Raw genomic sequence first — 14812 nt, forward strand, 5'->3', positions numbered from 1 at the left:
TCCATGACTGATCACGACAGACTGCATCCGCTACGTCCGTTCCTGAAAAATTGGGTTTGGGAGCACGGCCGAATCGGGACTCGCTATCTGGACTGCGTCGACTGCGAAATCAAGTTTGATGAAGGCAAGAAGTCGCATTTCGCAGCGGAAAAATATATCTATGTGCCGCTTGGCAACGGCGCTGACGACGATGCGTCTGTGGAGGGGCCCGCAATTCAGGAGGCCGGACTTGCCCGGTTTTTGCGGGCTGCGCAGTTGGGTAAGCCGGAAGAAGCCGGTTCTGTAGCGGAGGTGCAGCGCGCAGTGCAGGACTGCGTGGAGATTGGCCTGTTCAGTGCGTATCAAGGAGAGGCTCGCAATGCATTTGCCCGATACGCGCAGGAACCCATGTTCGACGACGAGATCCGCGCGGCGGTTGTCGACGACATCCGGCGCGTTTATGTCGGCATGCGCGAGCAACTTGGACTGTACGATTTTAGTGTGCTCTACGGCTTGCCCCAGCCACTGCTTATCGGCGACACGCCCTTCATTGACTGGCGCGTATCCGCGAGTCCGGCACTTCCGTTCGTGTCGCTTCCGCTGGGACCTTACTGTCTGCTGGTCGGCGCGCCATCGGGCAGGAAAAGCCGTATCGGCCCGGTGGTCTGGAAGGCCGCTGCCACGATGGGCCCGTTGAAAGACCACAACCGCCGGATCGAGGAGCAGGCACGTCTGTGGCTGGTGGCGACTACGGATGATCAACTCGTTGCTGTGCAAAGTCGCATGGTTGCGGCTAGAGGGGCCAGGGAAGGGGAAGGGAAGCCCTGAGTGATGTCGACGGGAGGGAGGGCGTCGTCGGGGGCTGAATGCTGAGCGGTAGTTCGTTGACGTGTTTGGGTAAGCGATCGCGACAGCCCTTGTTCCAACTAAATGGTCGTTGTCCGAAGGGGCATACCATGGCTGAACATCTGAATATTGTCACCGTGCTTGAGAAGGCGATCTCACCGGCTGAACGCCTCGGGATGGTTTTCGATCTCGCAAAGTCCTACGCCCCGTTCTTTGACAACCTTCACGAGATATGTCGGAACAACTACAAGACCGGCGTTGCGCAATGTGAACCGTGGCCTGAAGGCGAGTCCCTATTGGCAGCCGGTGCAGGAAATGACGAACTGCTTTTCATATACGGTGATCAATCTATCGGAGCCGGCGGCGCTCGAAGCAGCATCGGTATTGAAGAAAATGGTGTGAGGGCACAGTTCGTCGTCTCCCTTCCTTTGCCGCGCAATTTTGATCTCGACGAGTTGCGGCAGTTTCTTATGGAGACGGCAAACGTCGCCAGACGCATCTCGAACACCTTTGTTGTCGCGGCAGGACGGGAGCTTGAAAGCGATATCGACAGAAAGGTCGACGATGGACTACCAAAGGTCCTTGCAGAGGATTGGACATGCGAGCGGATTGTTGTCCCAAGGCATCTAATTTCGGTGCCTCTCAGATGTTTCGCAACGTTGGTCGAGTCGGATCAAGCCATTCTGCTTAAGCGAACGTCAATGCCATGAATCGATGGGGGACTTCGCTGTCAGTTCATTCAAAAACTGTTTACTTTTTCTTGAAATGAGGCGCCGTTCGCCTGCATGCACATTCGGACACTCGAGCGACCGCTCCAGTCGGCAAACGGCCGTTCCGATGAGAATGATTCAGATTCCGTCATCTGCCAAAGCGTTCCTGACCTCCACTCAGAGTGTCAGAACCCGGTGAATTCTTAACCCGACGGATTGGCGCAGCGGCGACATGCTACGATCAACGCGATCCGACTTTCATCCCGACGCACAATGACGACGATGTATGAATTGCTCGGTGTGTGCGAGAACGCGACCAACGAGGAAATCAAGCGAGGCTACCGAAAGGCGGCGATGAAAGCGCATCCCGACCGCAACGTCGGGTGCGAAGCGGACGCGCATGCGCGATTTCAGGAGATCAAGGAGGCATACGCGATTCTCTCGGACCCGGAGCTGCGCCGCGTCTATGACACCACTTACGCAGAGGAAATGCTCCGTCACGCACGGCTTCGCGAAGAAGAGGAGCGCTTGAACGCGGAGCGCGAAGCGGAATATGCGCGGTTCGTGGCATGGGCGATGCGCTTCGCCGAGCAAGGGCACAACCGCGACGTCGTGTTCGGTGTTCTGCTCGGCCGTGATTGCGATGTTCAACTCGCCGAGCGCATTGCCGGCAGCGTGGTCGAGCTGCATGCGTCGCGCCAGCCGGGCGGGTCGCAGGACGGGGAGCGTGATGAGCAGATGCCGCAATGCGACGAGAGGGCGACACAGGCGGCATCGGCGCCGGCGTCAAAGAGCGACGCGCGAAGGAGTGGCGAACACGCGCATACGGACTTTTTCAGCGCTCTCTGGCACGGCGTGTTCGGGCTGCGCCGGTGAGCCTTGGTGTGTGACCAGTTCTGCGAACGCAGAACTCGACCGCGATCGGCGCCAAGAGCTTCGGTTCTCGATAAACAGCTCGTGTACCCGGCCACGCGGTGCCATGCGCTCGGCGTCAACGCGCTGGGCATGCTCCCGGTATGCATACTGGCAGGATCGCTATAGTCGAATACCGTGCAGATCAGTTCGACCGATTCGCTTGCGCCGATCTGATCAATTGCTTCGCACGTTCGGTGCCTTCCGACATCAAGAGCGCGGCAGCTTTTTTAAAATGGCCTTCTCACGCTCGAGGCGTTCGATACGCGCCTCGAGTTCCTGAATGCGCCGTTGACCGGCGTGATTGCCTTGCCCTGCGGCACGACGCCCCGACGCTCCATCTGAAGTTGCTGCACCCAGTGACACAGCACCGTCTCGCCGACATCGACCGAGCGGCTTGCCTCCATATGGCTATAGCCCTGGTCGAGCACCAGACTGGCTGCTTGCTGTTTGAACTCCGGGGAAAACGGACGTCGGTGCTTGCTCGTCAGACACCGCTTCATGGCGACCAGTCTCGCCAAAATCAGTGTCCGAATTCATTCGACCACTACACATCTGATAAATCCATCTACGATTCGGCCCAGCGGGCCGGCCTTATTGTGCGAGGCACGGCGAATGGTGATGTCGGCACCTGGATCTTCTACGACACCGCTAGCCGGACCCTCACGCTCGACCGATCTAGGTCCGGCAACATCCGATTCTCGAACGCGTTCAGCAAGCAGCACATTGTCAATATGCCGTGGAGAACGGGAAGTTGCGCCTTACCGTACTGATCGACCGGAATTCAGTGGAAATGTTTACGGGCGACGGCCGTACCGTCATCACCGACCTCATCTTTCCGGCACCCGACGACAATCGCGTTTCGGTCTTCGCCGACAACGGCGAGGCGACGTTCAGCGATATGACGATTACCCGTCTCGCTGATCCACGTGCAAAGCAATAGTGCCATGCGTTGGCTCGAAAGCTGGGCTCCGCCAGAACGCATCGCATCTACAGCAAGGACTTGCCTGGTTCTCCCGGACGTGCCGCGTTGAGAACGCCAAGTGTATCGCTGCCGTCAAGGCATGCAGGATGGTCCGTCACGCCGAACGGCGCGCGACTTTGAACTATGTATGTAGTTCCACGGATGCCGGCTGTAGGGCCAATCCCATCGGGCATCGGCCTGACACAATCAAGCGGTTGACACCTTCAATTGCGTGCTCTTGACTAGACTCGCATTTCGTAAAAATTACGGTGTGCTACCAGTTATTACTCAGGAGAGAAATGATGATGAGTAGCTGTTTTCAGCAGAGCCGGCTGCTCCGCCCCCACCTGCTCGCGAGCGCAGTTTCTGCCGTCGTGATGATTATCGCCACGACACCAGCTCAGGCACAATTCCCAGCCCCGACACCTCACTCCCAACAGGCATTCGATCCGGCTGCCAGCTTTACCTCCCGATGGACAAGGGCGGATGCCCGGCAGATCAAGGCCATGTCCCTTCCCACTACAGTCGGCGGGAACTCGCTGCCCCCGGCCCTCACCATGCCGAACATCCGCGCGGACTTCCCTGACACCAATGCCGACTTCTGGGTATGGGACACCTGGCCGCTCGCGGACCTGCACGCAGTGCAACTCAGCTACAAGGGCTGGGACGTGATTTTCTCGCTGACCGCCGATCGCCACGGCGGCTATTCGTTCGATGACCGGCACGTGCATGCGCGCATTGGATTCTTTTATCGCAAGACGGGCATTCCCGCGTCACAGCGGCCCGCGAACGGCGGATGGATCTTCGGCGGCCATCTGTTCCCGGATGGCTCGAGCATCAGGGTTTTCGGCCCCACCGTGCCGATCACGCAAAACGCTGAATGGTCCGGCTCCGCCAGGCTCACCAGCGGCGCCAACGTGAGTCTCTACTACACGGCGCTGGCGTTCAACAAAACGTCCCCGAACGGCCCGGACATCACCCCGCCGGTCGCGATCATTGCGCGCGCGGACGGCCATATCCACGCGGACGCCACGCATGTGTGGTTCGACGGCTTCAACGATCACCAGGCGCTGCTGCAACCCGACGGTGTCCTGTATCAGAATGGTGCGCAGAATAATTTCTACAACTTCCGTGACCCGTACGTGTTCCTCGATCCGGCTCATCCCGGCGACACGTACATGGTGTTCGAGGGCAACACCGCCGGCCCGCGTGGGGCGCCCACGTGCACTGCCGACGACCTCGGCTATGTATCCGGCGACCCGTTCGCCGAGACTGTCGCAGCTGTGAATGCCTCCAGTGCGGTACTGCAGAAAGCGAACGTCGGCCTCGCGATCGCGACGAATCCTCAGCTCACTGCATGGAAGTTTCTTCCACCGATTCTTTCCGCGAACTGCGTGGACGACCAGACCGAGCGGCCGCAGATCTATCTGAGCAACGGCAAATACTATCTGTTCACGATCACTCACCGCTCGACCTATGCGACTGGCGTCGACGGGCCGGATGGCGTGATGGGTTTCGTCGGCAACGGGATCCGCAGCGATTTCCTGCCGATGAACAAGGGCAGCGGCCTGGTGCTCGGCAACCCGACCGACCTCACTCAACCTGTCGGCTTTCCGTTTGCGCTGGATCCAAACCAGAATCCACGCACATTCCAATCGTATTCGCACTATGTGATGCCGGGCGGCCTGGTCGAATCCTTTATCGACGCAATCGGCCCGCGGCGCGGCGGGTCGCTCGCGCCGACCGTCAAGATCAACATTGGCCTCACGACGTCGGCGGTTGATCTGACCTATGGCACTGGCGGTCTGGGCGGCTACGGTGATATCTCTGCCAACCAGCCGGCTCTCGGCCGGGGCGGTGCGAACAATGGAAAGGGAGGCGGCAACGCGCCGTAAGCTGCGCTTGATTGTTACAGGGTAAGTTTCGCGGAGAGCGGCATACCCGTATGCTACCCGTCTCGATCCGGGTGCGGCCACGAGGCCGCACCTTACTTGCTTTGCGACTGCAAATGCCGATGCGCATCGCGCGAAAAGTCCGGGTGTGCCGGCCATCTGCAATACGAGCATTCCTGCATGATCAATCCGGCGGTCATTTTCCAACGCCGGGCAGTTACGATCAGACCGTCTTCAATCCAGAATAGGCTCTGGGAGCCTGGCGACGCATTGGCCTGACCTATTCCCTCCCGCGGGCGCTGAGCCAAACGCCGATGTGTCGCCACGTCGACTCGCTAATGATGTCGGCGACGTTCCGCGTGATCGAGCTGAACGCGTTTCTGATTGCGCGCAGCGGATATTCCCGATTGTCGGCGCGGACTCAGGTTCCGGATCGACATGGTCGGGCGCCAGCACTTAGGTACAGGTGACTTCTTGTGTGCAGTACCTGCCGTTGAGGTAGCTTAGGTTCCAACGGCGCGAGTGGGTCGACTCCGGTCCGCTGATGATCTGCGAGCGCGAGCACGGATTAGGGGTGGGCTTGCCCAATCGCGCTCGCATGGGCGCGACGACCACGGCTGCGATCACTCCCGAAAGGACGGATCAAGCCCCTCGACCAATCGCATCAGCGTATAAAGTGCCCTTGCTTCAGGACCCGCGTGCAAGTGCTCGAGCTGTTGCGCCGCGTGTTCACAACCAGCGGGTGCCGGTAAGGTCCAGTTGTTGATATTGCCTATCGGCGTGTCAAAGTGCGGGCCGAAGGGCAAACAGCCCCGGCGTGAAACACACATGAAACCGGGGCTGTCGGGTACGTCAATGCAGTTGTCGCTTTAGATCGGAAAGTTCCGAATGCATCGTACTTACTGCATTCATGATCTTGGCATCAAGACTGCCGGCCTGTTGGCAAGCACGCTCTGCACGATCACCGATTCGTTCGAGATCGTCGACGCATTGCCGAATACGATCTTCATCGTTGGACGCCATGAGCTTCTTCGCCGATTTGCATTCCTTGTCCAACTCATCCACCCAGTTGATCAGGTCCTTTGGAATCGTCCTGTCGGCGTGACAGGTACGTGATGCCTCGCTCACGGTTTGCTGCAGATGGGTAAAGCGCTTTTGGATTTCACTGGTTTGCAACATGATGAACTCCTCCTTGAACGTCGGTTCCAGATGAGCTCAGGCAGCAGATAACTCCGGCGTCGCCCGTGGTATCGCCAGTCGCTCGCTTCAATCGGCCGGCGGCAACACTGCATTGCATCGAAGCTGCAACTGCAACCGAGCCCGCGGAACGGGTAAGTTCTAGTGTAGGCCACTACCGCAGGGAGTAGTAATCCGGGCAGGCCGCCAGGATGCGACATCGACGGATACTCCGTGCACCGCCGACGGCGCAGGCTGATTGCTCGAGGCAATATCTCCTGTGCGCTCGCGCCCTGTGAGCTGCAAGGAGCTGCAAAGGCTCCTTACCCCGAATACGCATGGCCTTGGACGCCGGACTCGTCGTCCCATCGGTAAGCGATCGATAAAAGACAGAAACCGGCCAATTTCAGCCGTTCGACACGGACGCTCGGATCGTTGACAATCGATGGCCAACTCCGCCGGCAGGCCTACCAACCGCACGTGGCGACCATCCGCGTCGGGCCATTTCGTTCTCTGACATCACGTTCCGCCGCCCAATACGGCCGCCGGAAGCCGCTCACATTCAAACCGGAACGGCTGGAGCGCAACGTGGGGCGGATAGTGGCCGCACCCTACGCGTTGGTCTCTCCGGTCACCAGGTCCTGAACGTCTCTCGGCCGAAGGATTTTCTCAACCAGGCGTGCCGACATCTCGCGGCTCAACAGTCTCTGCAAATTGGCAAGCAGCCGGTTCCGGGTTCCAACAATCCGATGGCTCCGATTGCGATCCAGCGCCCACAAGGCATCCTGCACCACACTCGCGACAGGCATCGGCGTGCCGACGGCCGCCTCCTGCGCGCCAACGACATCGAAAAAGGCGGTTTGCGTCGCCCCGGGACATAAGGCGACGACCCGGATGCCGCGATGCCGGTTCTCAGCCCAAACGGCTTCTGAAAATGACAACAGAAAGGCCTTGGTTGCGCCGTAGACGGCCATATAAGGATCGGGCTGGAATGCGGCTGTCGACGCGACGTTGATGACCACGCCAGCGGAACGCGCCTGCATCCCCGGCAGCAGAAGATGAGTCAGCTCGATTGCGGCCATGCAGTTCACCAGCACTTCGTCGCGTTGGCGCGTCCACGGAATCGTTTCGAAGCGCCCGTAAGCCGCAAAGCCCGCATTATTGACGAGTACATCGATGACTTTGCCGGTCACCTTCAGGTGGCAATCGATCGTGTGTACGGCATCAGTTGTGCTCAGGTCGGCCGTCAGGAAATCGGCGTCGCACGCATAGTCGCGTCGCAGTTCCGCGGCCAGATCGCGCAGCTTGTCGCGAGAGCGTGCGACCAGCAGAAGTCTCGCGCCACGTTTGGCCAATGCATAGGCAAACGCGCGCCCGATACCCGACGATGCACCCGTGACAAGTGCTGTTTTTCCGTGAAAATCGAAACGATTTCTCATAGCCCGCGGATGGAGTGGAAGGTGACTTGGACTGTAAACCGTTGACTACAGGCAACGGTCAAGCCTTAATGACGGTCCACAACATTGAATGGAGGCAGCATGCGCATCGGCGAACTATGCAAGCGGGCGGGCGTTTCGCACGATACCGTGCGCTACTACGAGCGAATGGGGCTGCTGGACAAAGCAACACAACCTCACGCGACAAATACGTACAAGCACTACTCCGAACGCTCGTTACAGCGGATACAGCTGATTATCCATGCGAAGGCATTAGGCTTCACGCTCACGGAAATTGGCGACGTCATTCATATATGGGACAGTCCGACATTCGGTGTTGCGAAAAAGGTCGCTTGCCTGCAAGCAAAGCTCACAGAAATCGACGAAAAGAGCCGCGCGCTGACCCTGCTGCGCGCAGGGCTGGTGAATGCGCTGGCCAAAGTTGGCAGCGATTGTGTCGAAGGACACATCGCGTGGTGAGGCGCTATTGGTGAAAGCGACAAACCGACTCAAGCAAGAGTGTCAATGGCCGCTTCGGTTTCAGGCGAGCGTCCGGGTCAGGTAGCGCCCGTTGCTCGGGACTCGAACTGGATCTCCCTTCAAGTCAAGTTGACGTAGCGAATGGCCGGGAAGGGTGGCGGATTCAACCGGATGCAGTCCGTTCGACGCCGGCATCCGACAACGGCTCACCGTCGGGCTGTAGTCGGCCAGAAGCGGTCTTATTCGTGCGACGACTTGCTGACGCTCAATCGTCTGCTTCAGGACGGTGAACGACCATTCTGTCTTCGAGCTAGAGGCGGCGTCTGGCCTAAATTTCGCCAGGCCATTGCGGCGCCGACTATCAAGAGTAGTACCGAAACGACCAATGCATGCTCCATCCCGTGCATAAACGACACCCACCCTGACCGCCGAACGAAGAAGCCGAATATCGCGACGCCCATTACGCCACCGATCTGACGGGCAGCATTCAACAATCCCGATGCCACCCCCGAGTGTGCGCTACTCACGGCGGTAAGCGTGGCAGCAGTAATAGTGGGAATCGTAAGGGCGATGCCACTGCCTGCGAGGAGCATCGGGACTGCAAGCAGCCAGAAAGATTCCGCGGCGATTGCCGGCCACATCGCGAGATAACCGACTGCGGAAATCAGTAAGCCGATCGTTGCCAACGTCCGCGCCCCCAGCCGACTCGCCAGTCGCCCGGCAACTATGTTCATCAGCATCAAAATACCCATCATCGGCAAGAGTGCAACTCCCGAGCGCACTGGCGTCATGTGCCAGATGGACTGAAAGAGCAGGCTTAACGTGAAGACAATGCCGTAAAAGACCAGATTCGCGATCATGCCGATAATCGTCGCGCTGCGGACGGTCCGGTCCTCCCACAACGCGGTCGGCAGCATCGCGGCCGGATTGCGTGTTTCCAAACGGATGAATACGATACTCAGCCCGATGCATAGTGCGAAGGCGCCGAGAACAACGGGACTGCTCCAGCCCAGCGCGCTGACTTCGGTTGATGCGAACGTGAGCGCCGCCAGTGCAAGTGCGCCGGTGAGTTGCCCGGGAAGGTCGAGACTCCTGCCACGTTGGGCTTTCGTATCAGGCACGAATCTCCAGGTCAACCAGATGCCTGCTACACCGACGGGCACGTTGACCAGAAAAATACTGCGCCAGCCGATTACAGCGACAAGTAGCCCGCCCACAAGCGGTCCTGCGGCCAACGCGATACCACCTCCCGCGCCCCACCAGCCTATCGCCCGACTGCGCGTCGCCGTATCCTGAAACGCCAGACGCAAGACGGCCAGCGAATTCGGCACCAGCAGCGCTGCGCCTAGCCCTTGGACCAGACGCCACTCGATCAACGCTTGCATGGTTTGCGTCAAGCCGCAGCCGATCGATGACAGCGTGAAAATCGCGTAGCCTGCGATAAACATATGCTTTGCACCAAGCCGGTCGCCCAGCGCGCCCGCAATTAGCAGCAACGATGCGAAGACGAGCGCATACGCATTGACGACCCATTGCAGGTCGGTGACATTTGCGCCAAAAGCCGTCCGCAACGTGTCGAGCGCGACGTTGACGACACTGACGTCGACCAGAACGACGACAAAGCCGAGGCATGCCGCCACTTGAACCAGCAACGACTGATGTTTGGATGGTGACGGCATCGACAATCCTTCGAATTGGGAAGGTCGAAGCGTATAGGATCGCGGTCTGTGCGAATATTCCGCAAAATCGCATAGCAACCCGGAGAAAATGCACCGATGTTCGACTGGGAAAACCTTCGCTGCTTCATTGCCGTTGCGCAAACTGGCAGTCTCTCGGCCGCGGCACGACGATTGAGTGTCGATCATGCGACGGTCAGTCGTCGCATCAGCGCGCTCGAAGCCGAACTGCAGGTACGTGTGATCGACAGATTGCCGCGTGCGTGCCGACCAACGTCAGCAGGCGGGCAGATTCTCCAATTGGCCGAGCAAATGGAAGAGCACGCGTTTGCGATTGAGCGACTTGCGCTAGCGGAGCACATGCCGATGCACGGCATGGTGACCATGAGCGTGCCGCCAGTGCTCGCGAATAACCTCTTCGCGAATCACTTTCATGAATTCACTCGATTACACCCGGGCATTCGGTTGTCGATGGCCAGTCAGGCGCAGCGAATCTCGCTAGGCCGCCGTGAAGCGGATCTTGCGGTGCGGCTCGTTCGCCCCGAGGAACCACAAAACGTCACGCGCAAGCTTGGTGAGATGATGTTTGGGCTATATGCGAGCCACGGATATGTGCACGCGTCTACCCCCGCCGATTGGGCATTCATCGGCTATGAAGCGCAATTCGCGGAAATGCCGCACCAGAAGTGGCTTGAGTCGATTGCCCAAGGGCGACCGATCATTTGCGAAGTAAGTGATATCACGACGCAGCAGGTGGCGGCCCGAACGGGAGTCGGAGTGGCTGCGTTGCCAATGTTCATGGGTGATAGCGATCCCGATCTGCAACGCCTGCCGTTTGATGGGGAGTCGTTCTCTCGCGAAATCTGGCTGGTTGTGCATGCCGATCTCAGGCATGCGCCGCCGATTCGCGCGGTCATCGATTTCATCTCGGGCGTGGTCGGCAGGACCTTCGCTCCGCATTTGCGGCAGTAGCGACAACTACGACGCGGGCTTGTAACGTCGGGGACCATTGTCCAATGCTGCCCCGAACCGACATTCACGCTCCGACTTCGTGACTGGCTGAAATGGGTCGGTAGCGACACCCACGAAGAGCCCTTTTGTTGGCTGACCGACGGGCGCGGCGGCACGCCTGCCCGACGCTCCGCGTCCGCCGCCACCTCCCCCCAAGACCCCTCTGCTAATATTGTAGAAAATATGCAATATCCGCCGCCGCGCCGGCGCTTGCCTGCCCGCCTTCCCCCAGTCCGAACCGCAACATGAACGAGAAACGACGCCCTGCTCTTGTCTACGCCACGCGCGCCGAAGCCGCAGCGAACGAATTGCGCCGCCGTATCCTGACAGGGGAGTATGTCGACGGCTACCAGCTTCGCCAGGATGCGCTCGCGACCGAACTCGGCATCAGCCGCATCCCGCTGCGCGAAGCGCTCGTGCAGCTCGAGAGCGAAGGGCTCGTGAAGATCCTGCCTCACAAGGGCGCGATTGTCTCGGAGCTGTCCCCGGAGGACATCACCGAACTCTTCGAATTGCGCGCCCTGCTCGAACCCGTGCTGCTGAAAAAATCGATTCCCAAGCTCACCGCCGACGATTTCGCGCGGCTCGATGCGATCCTCGCGGAATACAGCGAAGTGCTCCATGCGAGCCAGTCCGGACGTTGGGGCGAACTGAACACCGAACTGCATCAGCTGCTGCTGTCGCGCGCCGACCAGCCGAAAACCACGGCGATCGTCGCGTCGCTGCTGCAACAGACCGACCGCTACACGCGCGTGCAACTGTCTCTATCCGAGGCCGCGCGCGACGTGGCCGAATCGGAACACGCCGAACTCGTCTCGTTGTGCCGCAAGGGCGATGCGCGCGCGGCGGCGTCGCTGCTCAAGCGGCACATCGAGCATGCGGGCGGTGAGTTGAATGCGTTCCTGCGTGACCGGCGGCTGGGTCGTTGAAGTCATCCGGGCGCCATGGCTGACATGCGGCTCTAGCCTCCGGCACAGTGAAGCGGGGTCGCATGCGATGCGCAGGCTGTCCGTGCATCACCGGATCCCGCTTGCCTCCATCATCACGTTCGCTTACCCGCCGCCGATTCCCTGCAACACCTTGCCGGTTCCGCCGCATACCGCGCATTTCTGTCCTTCGACCATGCCGGTGCCGCGGCATACTCCGCACAGATCCTCGCCTACGCCGGGCGCATCGGGCGGCCCTTCGTCGCCCGGATTCAATGGCGGGTCTTGATTCTGGCCCGTCGGCGTTCTGGTCGTCTGCATCACACACCTCCATTCGCGTTTCCGACGTCGCTGCGAGCACGCATCGTGCGTGCCCGCTGCGACGACACGGGCACCATGTCCGACCTGCATGCCGACAGCGCGCAGGGCAGGCGGACCGACAACGATGACGCCACGTCCCGCATGACGACGGAGAATCGACGTCATCGCGTCGTCGTTACAACGACGGCGCCCATGTCGAGCCGAACGGGTTCGACTGGTCGATGCCGGGGAAGTCGACGAACGCCTTGCTGCAGTCGAGCACATTGCCTGGACGCGCGTTGCGGGTGGCCTCGCCGTTCACGACGACGCGGTTCGCAGTCGATGCGAACACCGGCAGGTTCACGTTGTGCAGCGTGAGGTTCGCGTCGGATGCGATCGTCGAGATTCCGTCGGGCGTGTCGGCGGTCGAGACGTGCGCCGCGAACAGGGCGAGCACGCGCGGGTGTGCGCTCGACCCGGAAAGTCGGGAGGTCATGACGGATGTCTCCTGGTGAGGCAGTGTCCGCGGACGCTGCCGGGTTGGTATCGGGTCGGTCGAGGCGGGGCGGCGGCGTGGGCCGTAGCCGCCCTTGTGAACAGTCATCCTATGACGTGAGGCAGGGAAACGAAAGACGGCATTCGGCATCAGGAAAACGACGCAACCTACCTCCGATTCAAATACAGAGCCATTTCCGGAAAACGTTTCGCCGACATCGGGCTAAACAGAGAACGCTTTTCCCTCTATCCGTCCGCCAACCCGCTACAGAGGCGCTTATAGGGGTATGCACCAAGTGAGTTAAACGATTAACCGACGTACATTCGCCTCCACACGTCATACAACGTATGACTCCGGTTTCGCGAAGGCCCAAGCCCGACCTATGCGCAAGACCACCCGAATCGCCGCCAAATAGCGAGCTACAACCAACAAGGAGACTGACGATGACGCACCGATTCCCCCGCTCCCGTACCGCACTGGCCGTCGCGCTGATGGCCGGCTTCGCGATGTCCGCGCAGGCACGCGTATTCCGCTCGGCGGACGTGCACGGCGACAGCTTCCCGACCAACATGGCGGTCAAGTACATGGGCGACGAGCTGTCGAAGCTCACGGGCGGCAAGGACTCGATCAAGGTGTTCGGCAACAGCGCGCTCGGCTCCGAGAAGGACACGGTCGACCAGGTTCGGATCGGCGCGATCGACATGGCGCGTGTGAACGGCGCGTCGTTCAACGAGATCGTGCCGGAGTCGCTGATCCCGTCGTTCCCGTTCCTGTTCCGCGACGTCGACCATTTCCGCAAGGCGATGTACGGTCCGGCCGGCCAGAAGATCCTCGACGCGTTCGCGGCGAAGGGGATGATCGCGCTGACGTTCTACGAGAGCGGCGCGCGCTCGATCTATGCGAAGCGTCCGGTGCGCACACCGGCGGACATGAAGGGGCTGAAGGTGCGCGTGCAACCATCTGACCTGATGGTCGACGAGATCCGCGCGATGGGCGGCACGCCGACGCCGATGCCGTTCGCCGAGGTGTACACGGGCCTGAAGACGGGCCTCGTCGACGCGGCGGAAAACAACCTGCCGTCGTACGAGGAAACCAAGCACTTCGAGGTGGCGCCCGACTACTCGGAGACGCAGCACGCGATGACGCCGGAAGTGCTGGTGTTCTCGAAGCAGATCTGGGACACGCTGTCGCCGCAGGAGCAGGCCGCGATCCGGAAGGCCGCGGCCGATTCGGTGCCGTATTACCAGAAGCTGTGGACCGCGCGTGAGGCATCGGCGCAGCAGGCGGTGACGAAGGGCGGCGCGAAGATCCTGCCGGCCGCGCAGGTCGACCGCGCGGCGTTCGTGAAGGCGATGCAGCCGCTGTGGACGAAGTACGAGAAGACGCCGCAGATGAAGCAGATCGTCGACGAGATCGAGGCCACCAAGTGACCCGTCGCACTTCCCTGAACGGCGCGGCGGCCGTGGGCTCGCCGGACGCGGCCTCCGCGGACGGTGCGGCGCCGGGCCGGCCGCGCGCGGCCGCGCCGCTGTTGCGCTGCGCGAACGACCTGCTGTTCCGTGCGCTGGCGGTGATTGCGTCGCTGTGTCTCGCGGCGCTCACGCTGCTGGTGTTCTACGCGGTGGTGATGCGCTACGTGTTCGAGAACGCGCCCGATTTCGTCGAGCCGATCGCGCTGCTGCTGGTGATCGTGATCGCGATGTTCGGCGCGGCGATGAAGGTGCGCGACGGCGGCCATATCGGCCTCGACTCGTTCGTGCGGCGCCTGTCGCCGGGCCCGCGCACCGTGGTGATCGCGATCCAGCATCTGAGCCTGATCGCGTTCGCGATCGCGATCATGGTCGGCTGCGGCAGCATGGCCGCCGAGACGATGGCCGACCGCATCCCGATCATCGGGCTGCCCGAAGGCGTGCGCTACCTGATCACGATTCCCGCGGCGATCGCGATCGTCCTCTTCTCGCTCGAGCACCTGCTCGTGCTTCGTCGTTCTTCGTCGGGACAATAACGC

At 60.6% G+C, this 14812-nt stretch carries 13 protein-coding genes and 3 pseudogenes; 10 read left to right on the top strand and 6 right to left on the bottom strand.

Features of this window, described 5'->3' with window-relative positions; translation table 11 throughout:
- Positions 1–3 precede the first annotated feature (3 nt).
- The 3 genes from ACP26O_RS32005 to ACP26O_RS32015 all read left to right on the top strand — a co-directional run bounded on the left by ACP26O_RS32005 (position 4) and on the right by ACP26O_RS32015 (position 2411).
- Positions 4–807 (top strand): hypothetical protein, encoded by an 804-nt coding sequence (locus tag ACP26O_RS32005; RefSeq protein ID WP_175666312.1) that lies wholly within the window; start codon positions 4–6, stop codon positions 805–807.
- Positions 808–935: 128 nt separating this feature from the next.
- Positions 936–1535: a hypothetical protein gene (locus ACP26O_RS32010; protein WP_175666311.1), complete on the top strand. Its 600-nt coding sequence runs from the start codon at positions 936–938 to the stop codon at positions 1533–1535.
- A gap of 273 nt (positions 1536–1808) precedes the next feature.
- Positions 1809–2411: a J domain-containing protein gene (locus ACP26O_RS32015; protein WP_175666310.1), complete on the top strand. Its 603-nt coding sequence runs from the start codon at positions 1809–1811 to the stop codon at positions 2409–2411.
- Between the two features lie 54 nt (positions 2412–2465).
- On the opposite strand, the pseudogene ACP26O_RS32020 reads toward ACP26O_RS32015, so the two are convergent.
- Positions 2466–2950: pseudogene (locus ACP26O_RS32020) on the bottom strand (transposase); the annotation flags it as partial.
- Between ACP26O_RS32020 and ACP26O_RS32025 the strand changes: the two are divergent.
- Positions 2855–3390 (top strand): annotated as a pseudogene (locus tag ACP26O_RS32025) (GH32 C-terminal domain-containing protein). The pseudogenes ACP26O_RS32020 and ACP26O_RS32025 sit on opposite strands and share 96 nt — an antisense overlap.
- A 398-nt stretch (positions 3391–3788) precedes the next feature.
- On the top strand, positions 3789–5306 hold the full coding sequence (locus ACP26O_RS32030) for a glycoside hydrolase family 68 protein (protein ID WP_175666417.1): 1518 nt from the start codon (positions 3789–3791) through the stop codon (positions 5304–5306).
- A gap of 849 nt (positions 5307–6155) precedes the next feature.
- On the opposite strand, the gene ACP26O_RS32035 is transcribed toward ACP26O_RS32030, so the two are convergent.
- Positions 6156–6482: a hypothetical protein gene (locus ACP26O_RS32035; protein ID WP_082089716.1), complete on the bottom strand. Its 327-nt coding sequence runs from the start codon at positions 6480–6482 to the stop codon at positions 6156–6158.
- 608 nt (positions 6483–7090) lie between these two features.
- Entirely contained in the window at positions 7091–7918 is an 828-nt protein-coding gene (locus ACP26O_RS32040; RefSeq protein WP_006750617.1) for an SDR family NAD(P)-dependent oxidoreductase, read from the bottom strand.
- 99 nt (positions 7919–8017) lie between these two features.
- Here ACP26O_RS32040 and ACP26O_RS32045 point away from each other — a divergent pair, with 99 nt between their 5' ends.
- Entirely contained in the window at positions 8018–8395 is a 378-nt protein-coding gene (locus ACP26O_RS32045; RefSeq protein ID WP_175662684.1) for a heavy metal-responsive transcriptional regulator, read from the top strand.
- Between the two features lie 278 nt (positions 8396–8673).
- Here ACP26O_RS32045 and ACP26O_RS32050 read toward each other — a convergent pair whose 3' ends face one another.
- Entirely contained in the window at positions 8674–10074 is a 1401-nt protein-coding gene (locus tag ACP26O_RS32050) for an MFS transporter (RefSeq protein WP_175662683.1), read from the bottom strand.
- A 96-nt stretch (positions 10075–10170) separates the two neighbouring features.
- On the opposite strand from ACP26O_RS32050, the gene ACP26O_RS32055 reads away from it, so the two are divergent.
- Together ACP26O_RS32055 and ACP26O_RS32060 are read left to right on the top strand one after the other, a co-directional pair.
- A complete protein-coding gene (locus tag ACP26O_RS32055; protein ID WP_175662682.1) occupies positions 10171–11043 on the top strand; it encodes a LysR family transcriptional regulator in 873 nt (290 codons plus the stop codon).
- Between the two features lie 284 nt (positions 11044–11327).
- Positions 11328–12011 (top strand): GntR family transcriptional regulator, encoded by a 684-nt coding sequence (locus tag ACP26O_RS32060; protein WP_175666308.1) that lies wholly within the window; start codon positions 11328–11330, stop codon positions 12009–12011.
- Between the two features lie 123 nt (positions 12012–12134).
- Here ACP26O_RS32060 and ACP26O_RS32065 read toward each other — a convergent pair whose 3' ends face one another.
- Together ACP26O_RS32065 and ACP26O_RS32070 are read right to left on the bottom strand one after the other, a co-directional pair.
- Positions 12135–12329, bottom strand: coding sequence for a hypothetical protein (locus tag ACP26O_RS32065; RefSeq protein ID WP_105830208.1), 195 nt, complete (start codon positions 12327–12329; stop codon positions 12135–12137).
- A gap of 175 nt (positions 12330–12504) precedes the next feature.
- Positions 12505–12732, bottom strand: a pseudogene (locus tag ACP26O_RS32070) (endopolygalacturonase); the annotation flags it as partial.
- Positions 12733–13247: 515 nt separating this feature from the next.
- On the opposite strand from ACP26O_RS32070, the gene ACP26O_RS32075 reads away from it, so the two are divergent.
- Both ACP26O_RS32075 and ACP26O_RS32080 read left to right on the top strand, forming a co-directional pair.
- The gene (locus tag ACP26O_RS32075) at positions 13248–14234 is read left to right on the top strand and encodes a TRAP transporter substrate-binding protein (protein WP_426356413.1); all 987 of its coding nucleotides are present in this window, start codon (positions 13248–13250) and stop codon (positions 14232–14234) included.
- On the top strand, positions 14231–14809 hold the full coding sequence (locus tag ACP26O_RS32080; protein WP_175666306.1) for a TRAP transporter small permease: 579 nt from the start codon (positions 14231–14233) through the stop codon (positions 14807–14809). The genes ACP26O_RS32075 and ACP26O_RS32080 overlap by 4 nt, the downstream gene beginning before the upstream one ends.
- Positions 14810–14812 lie beyond the last annotated feature (3 nt).

The organism is Burkholderia sp. R-40, assembly GCF_049942845.1.
Classification (GTDB): Bacteria; Pseudomonadota; Gammaproteobacteria; order Burkholderiales; family Burkholderiaceae; genus Burkholderia; species Burkholderia ambifaria.

What these genes read in the sequence shown, in the direction of transcription:
- ACP26O_RS32005 (WP_175666312.1), top strand. Translation starts at nt 4, where the DNA reads ATGACTGATCACGACAGACTGCATCCGCTACGTCCGTTCCTGAAAAAT.
- ACP26O_RS32010 (WP_175666311.1), top strand. Translation starts at nt 936, where the DNA reads ATGGCTGAACATCTGAATATTGTCACCGTGCTTGAGAAGGCGATCTCA.
- ACP26O_RS32015 (WP_175666310.1), top strand. Translation starts at nt 1,809, where the DNA reads ATGACGACGATGTATGAATTGCTCGGTGTGTGCGAGAACGCGACCAAC.
- ACP26O_RS32030 (WP_175666417.1), top strand. Translation starts at nt 3,789, where the DNA reads ATGATTATCGCCACGACACCAGCTCAGGCACAATTCCCAGCCCCGACA.
- ACP26O_RS32035 (WP_082089716.1), bottom strand. Translation starts at nt 6,482, where the DNA reads ATGTTGCAAACCAGTGAAATCCAAAAGCGCTTTACCCATCTGCAGCAA.
- ACP26O_RS32040 (WP_006750617.1), bottom strand. Translation starts at nt 7,918, where the DNA reads ATGAGAAATCGTTTCGATTTTCACGGAAAAACAGCACTTGTCACGGGT.
- ACP26O_RS32045 (WP_175662684.1), top strand. Translation starts at nt 8,018, where the DNA reads ATGCGCATCGGCGAACTATGCAAGCGGGCGGGCGTTTCGCACGATACC.
- ACP26O_RS32050 (WP_175662683.1), bottom strand. Translation starts at nt 10,074, where the DNA reads ATGCCGTCACCATCCAAACATCAGTCGTTGCTGGTTCAAGTGGCGGCA.
- ACP26O_RS32055 (WP_175662682.1), top strand. Translation starts at nt 10,171, where the DNA reads ATGTTCGACTGGGAAAACCTTCGCTGCTTCATTGCCGTTGCGCAAACT.
- ACP26O_RS32060 (WP_175666308.1), top strand. Translation starts at nt 11,328, where the DNA reads ATGAACGAGAAACGACGCCCTGCTCTTGTCTACGCCACGCGCGCCGAA.
- ACP26O_RS32065 (WP_105830208.1), bottom strand. Translation starts at nt 12,329, where the DNA reads ATGCAGACGACCAGAACGCCGACGGGCCAGAATCAAGACCCGCCATTG.
- ACP26O_RS32075 (WP_426356413.1), top strand. Translation starts at nt 13,248, where the DNA reads ATGACGCACCGATTCCCCCGCTCCCGTACCGCACTGGCCGTCGCGCTG.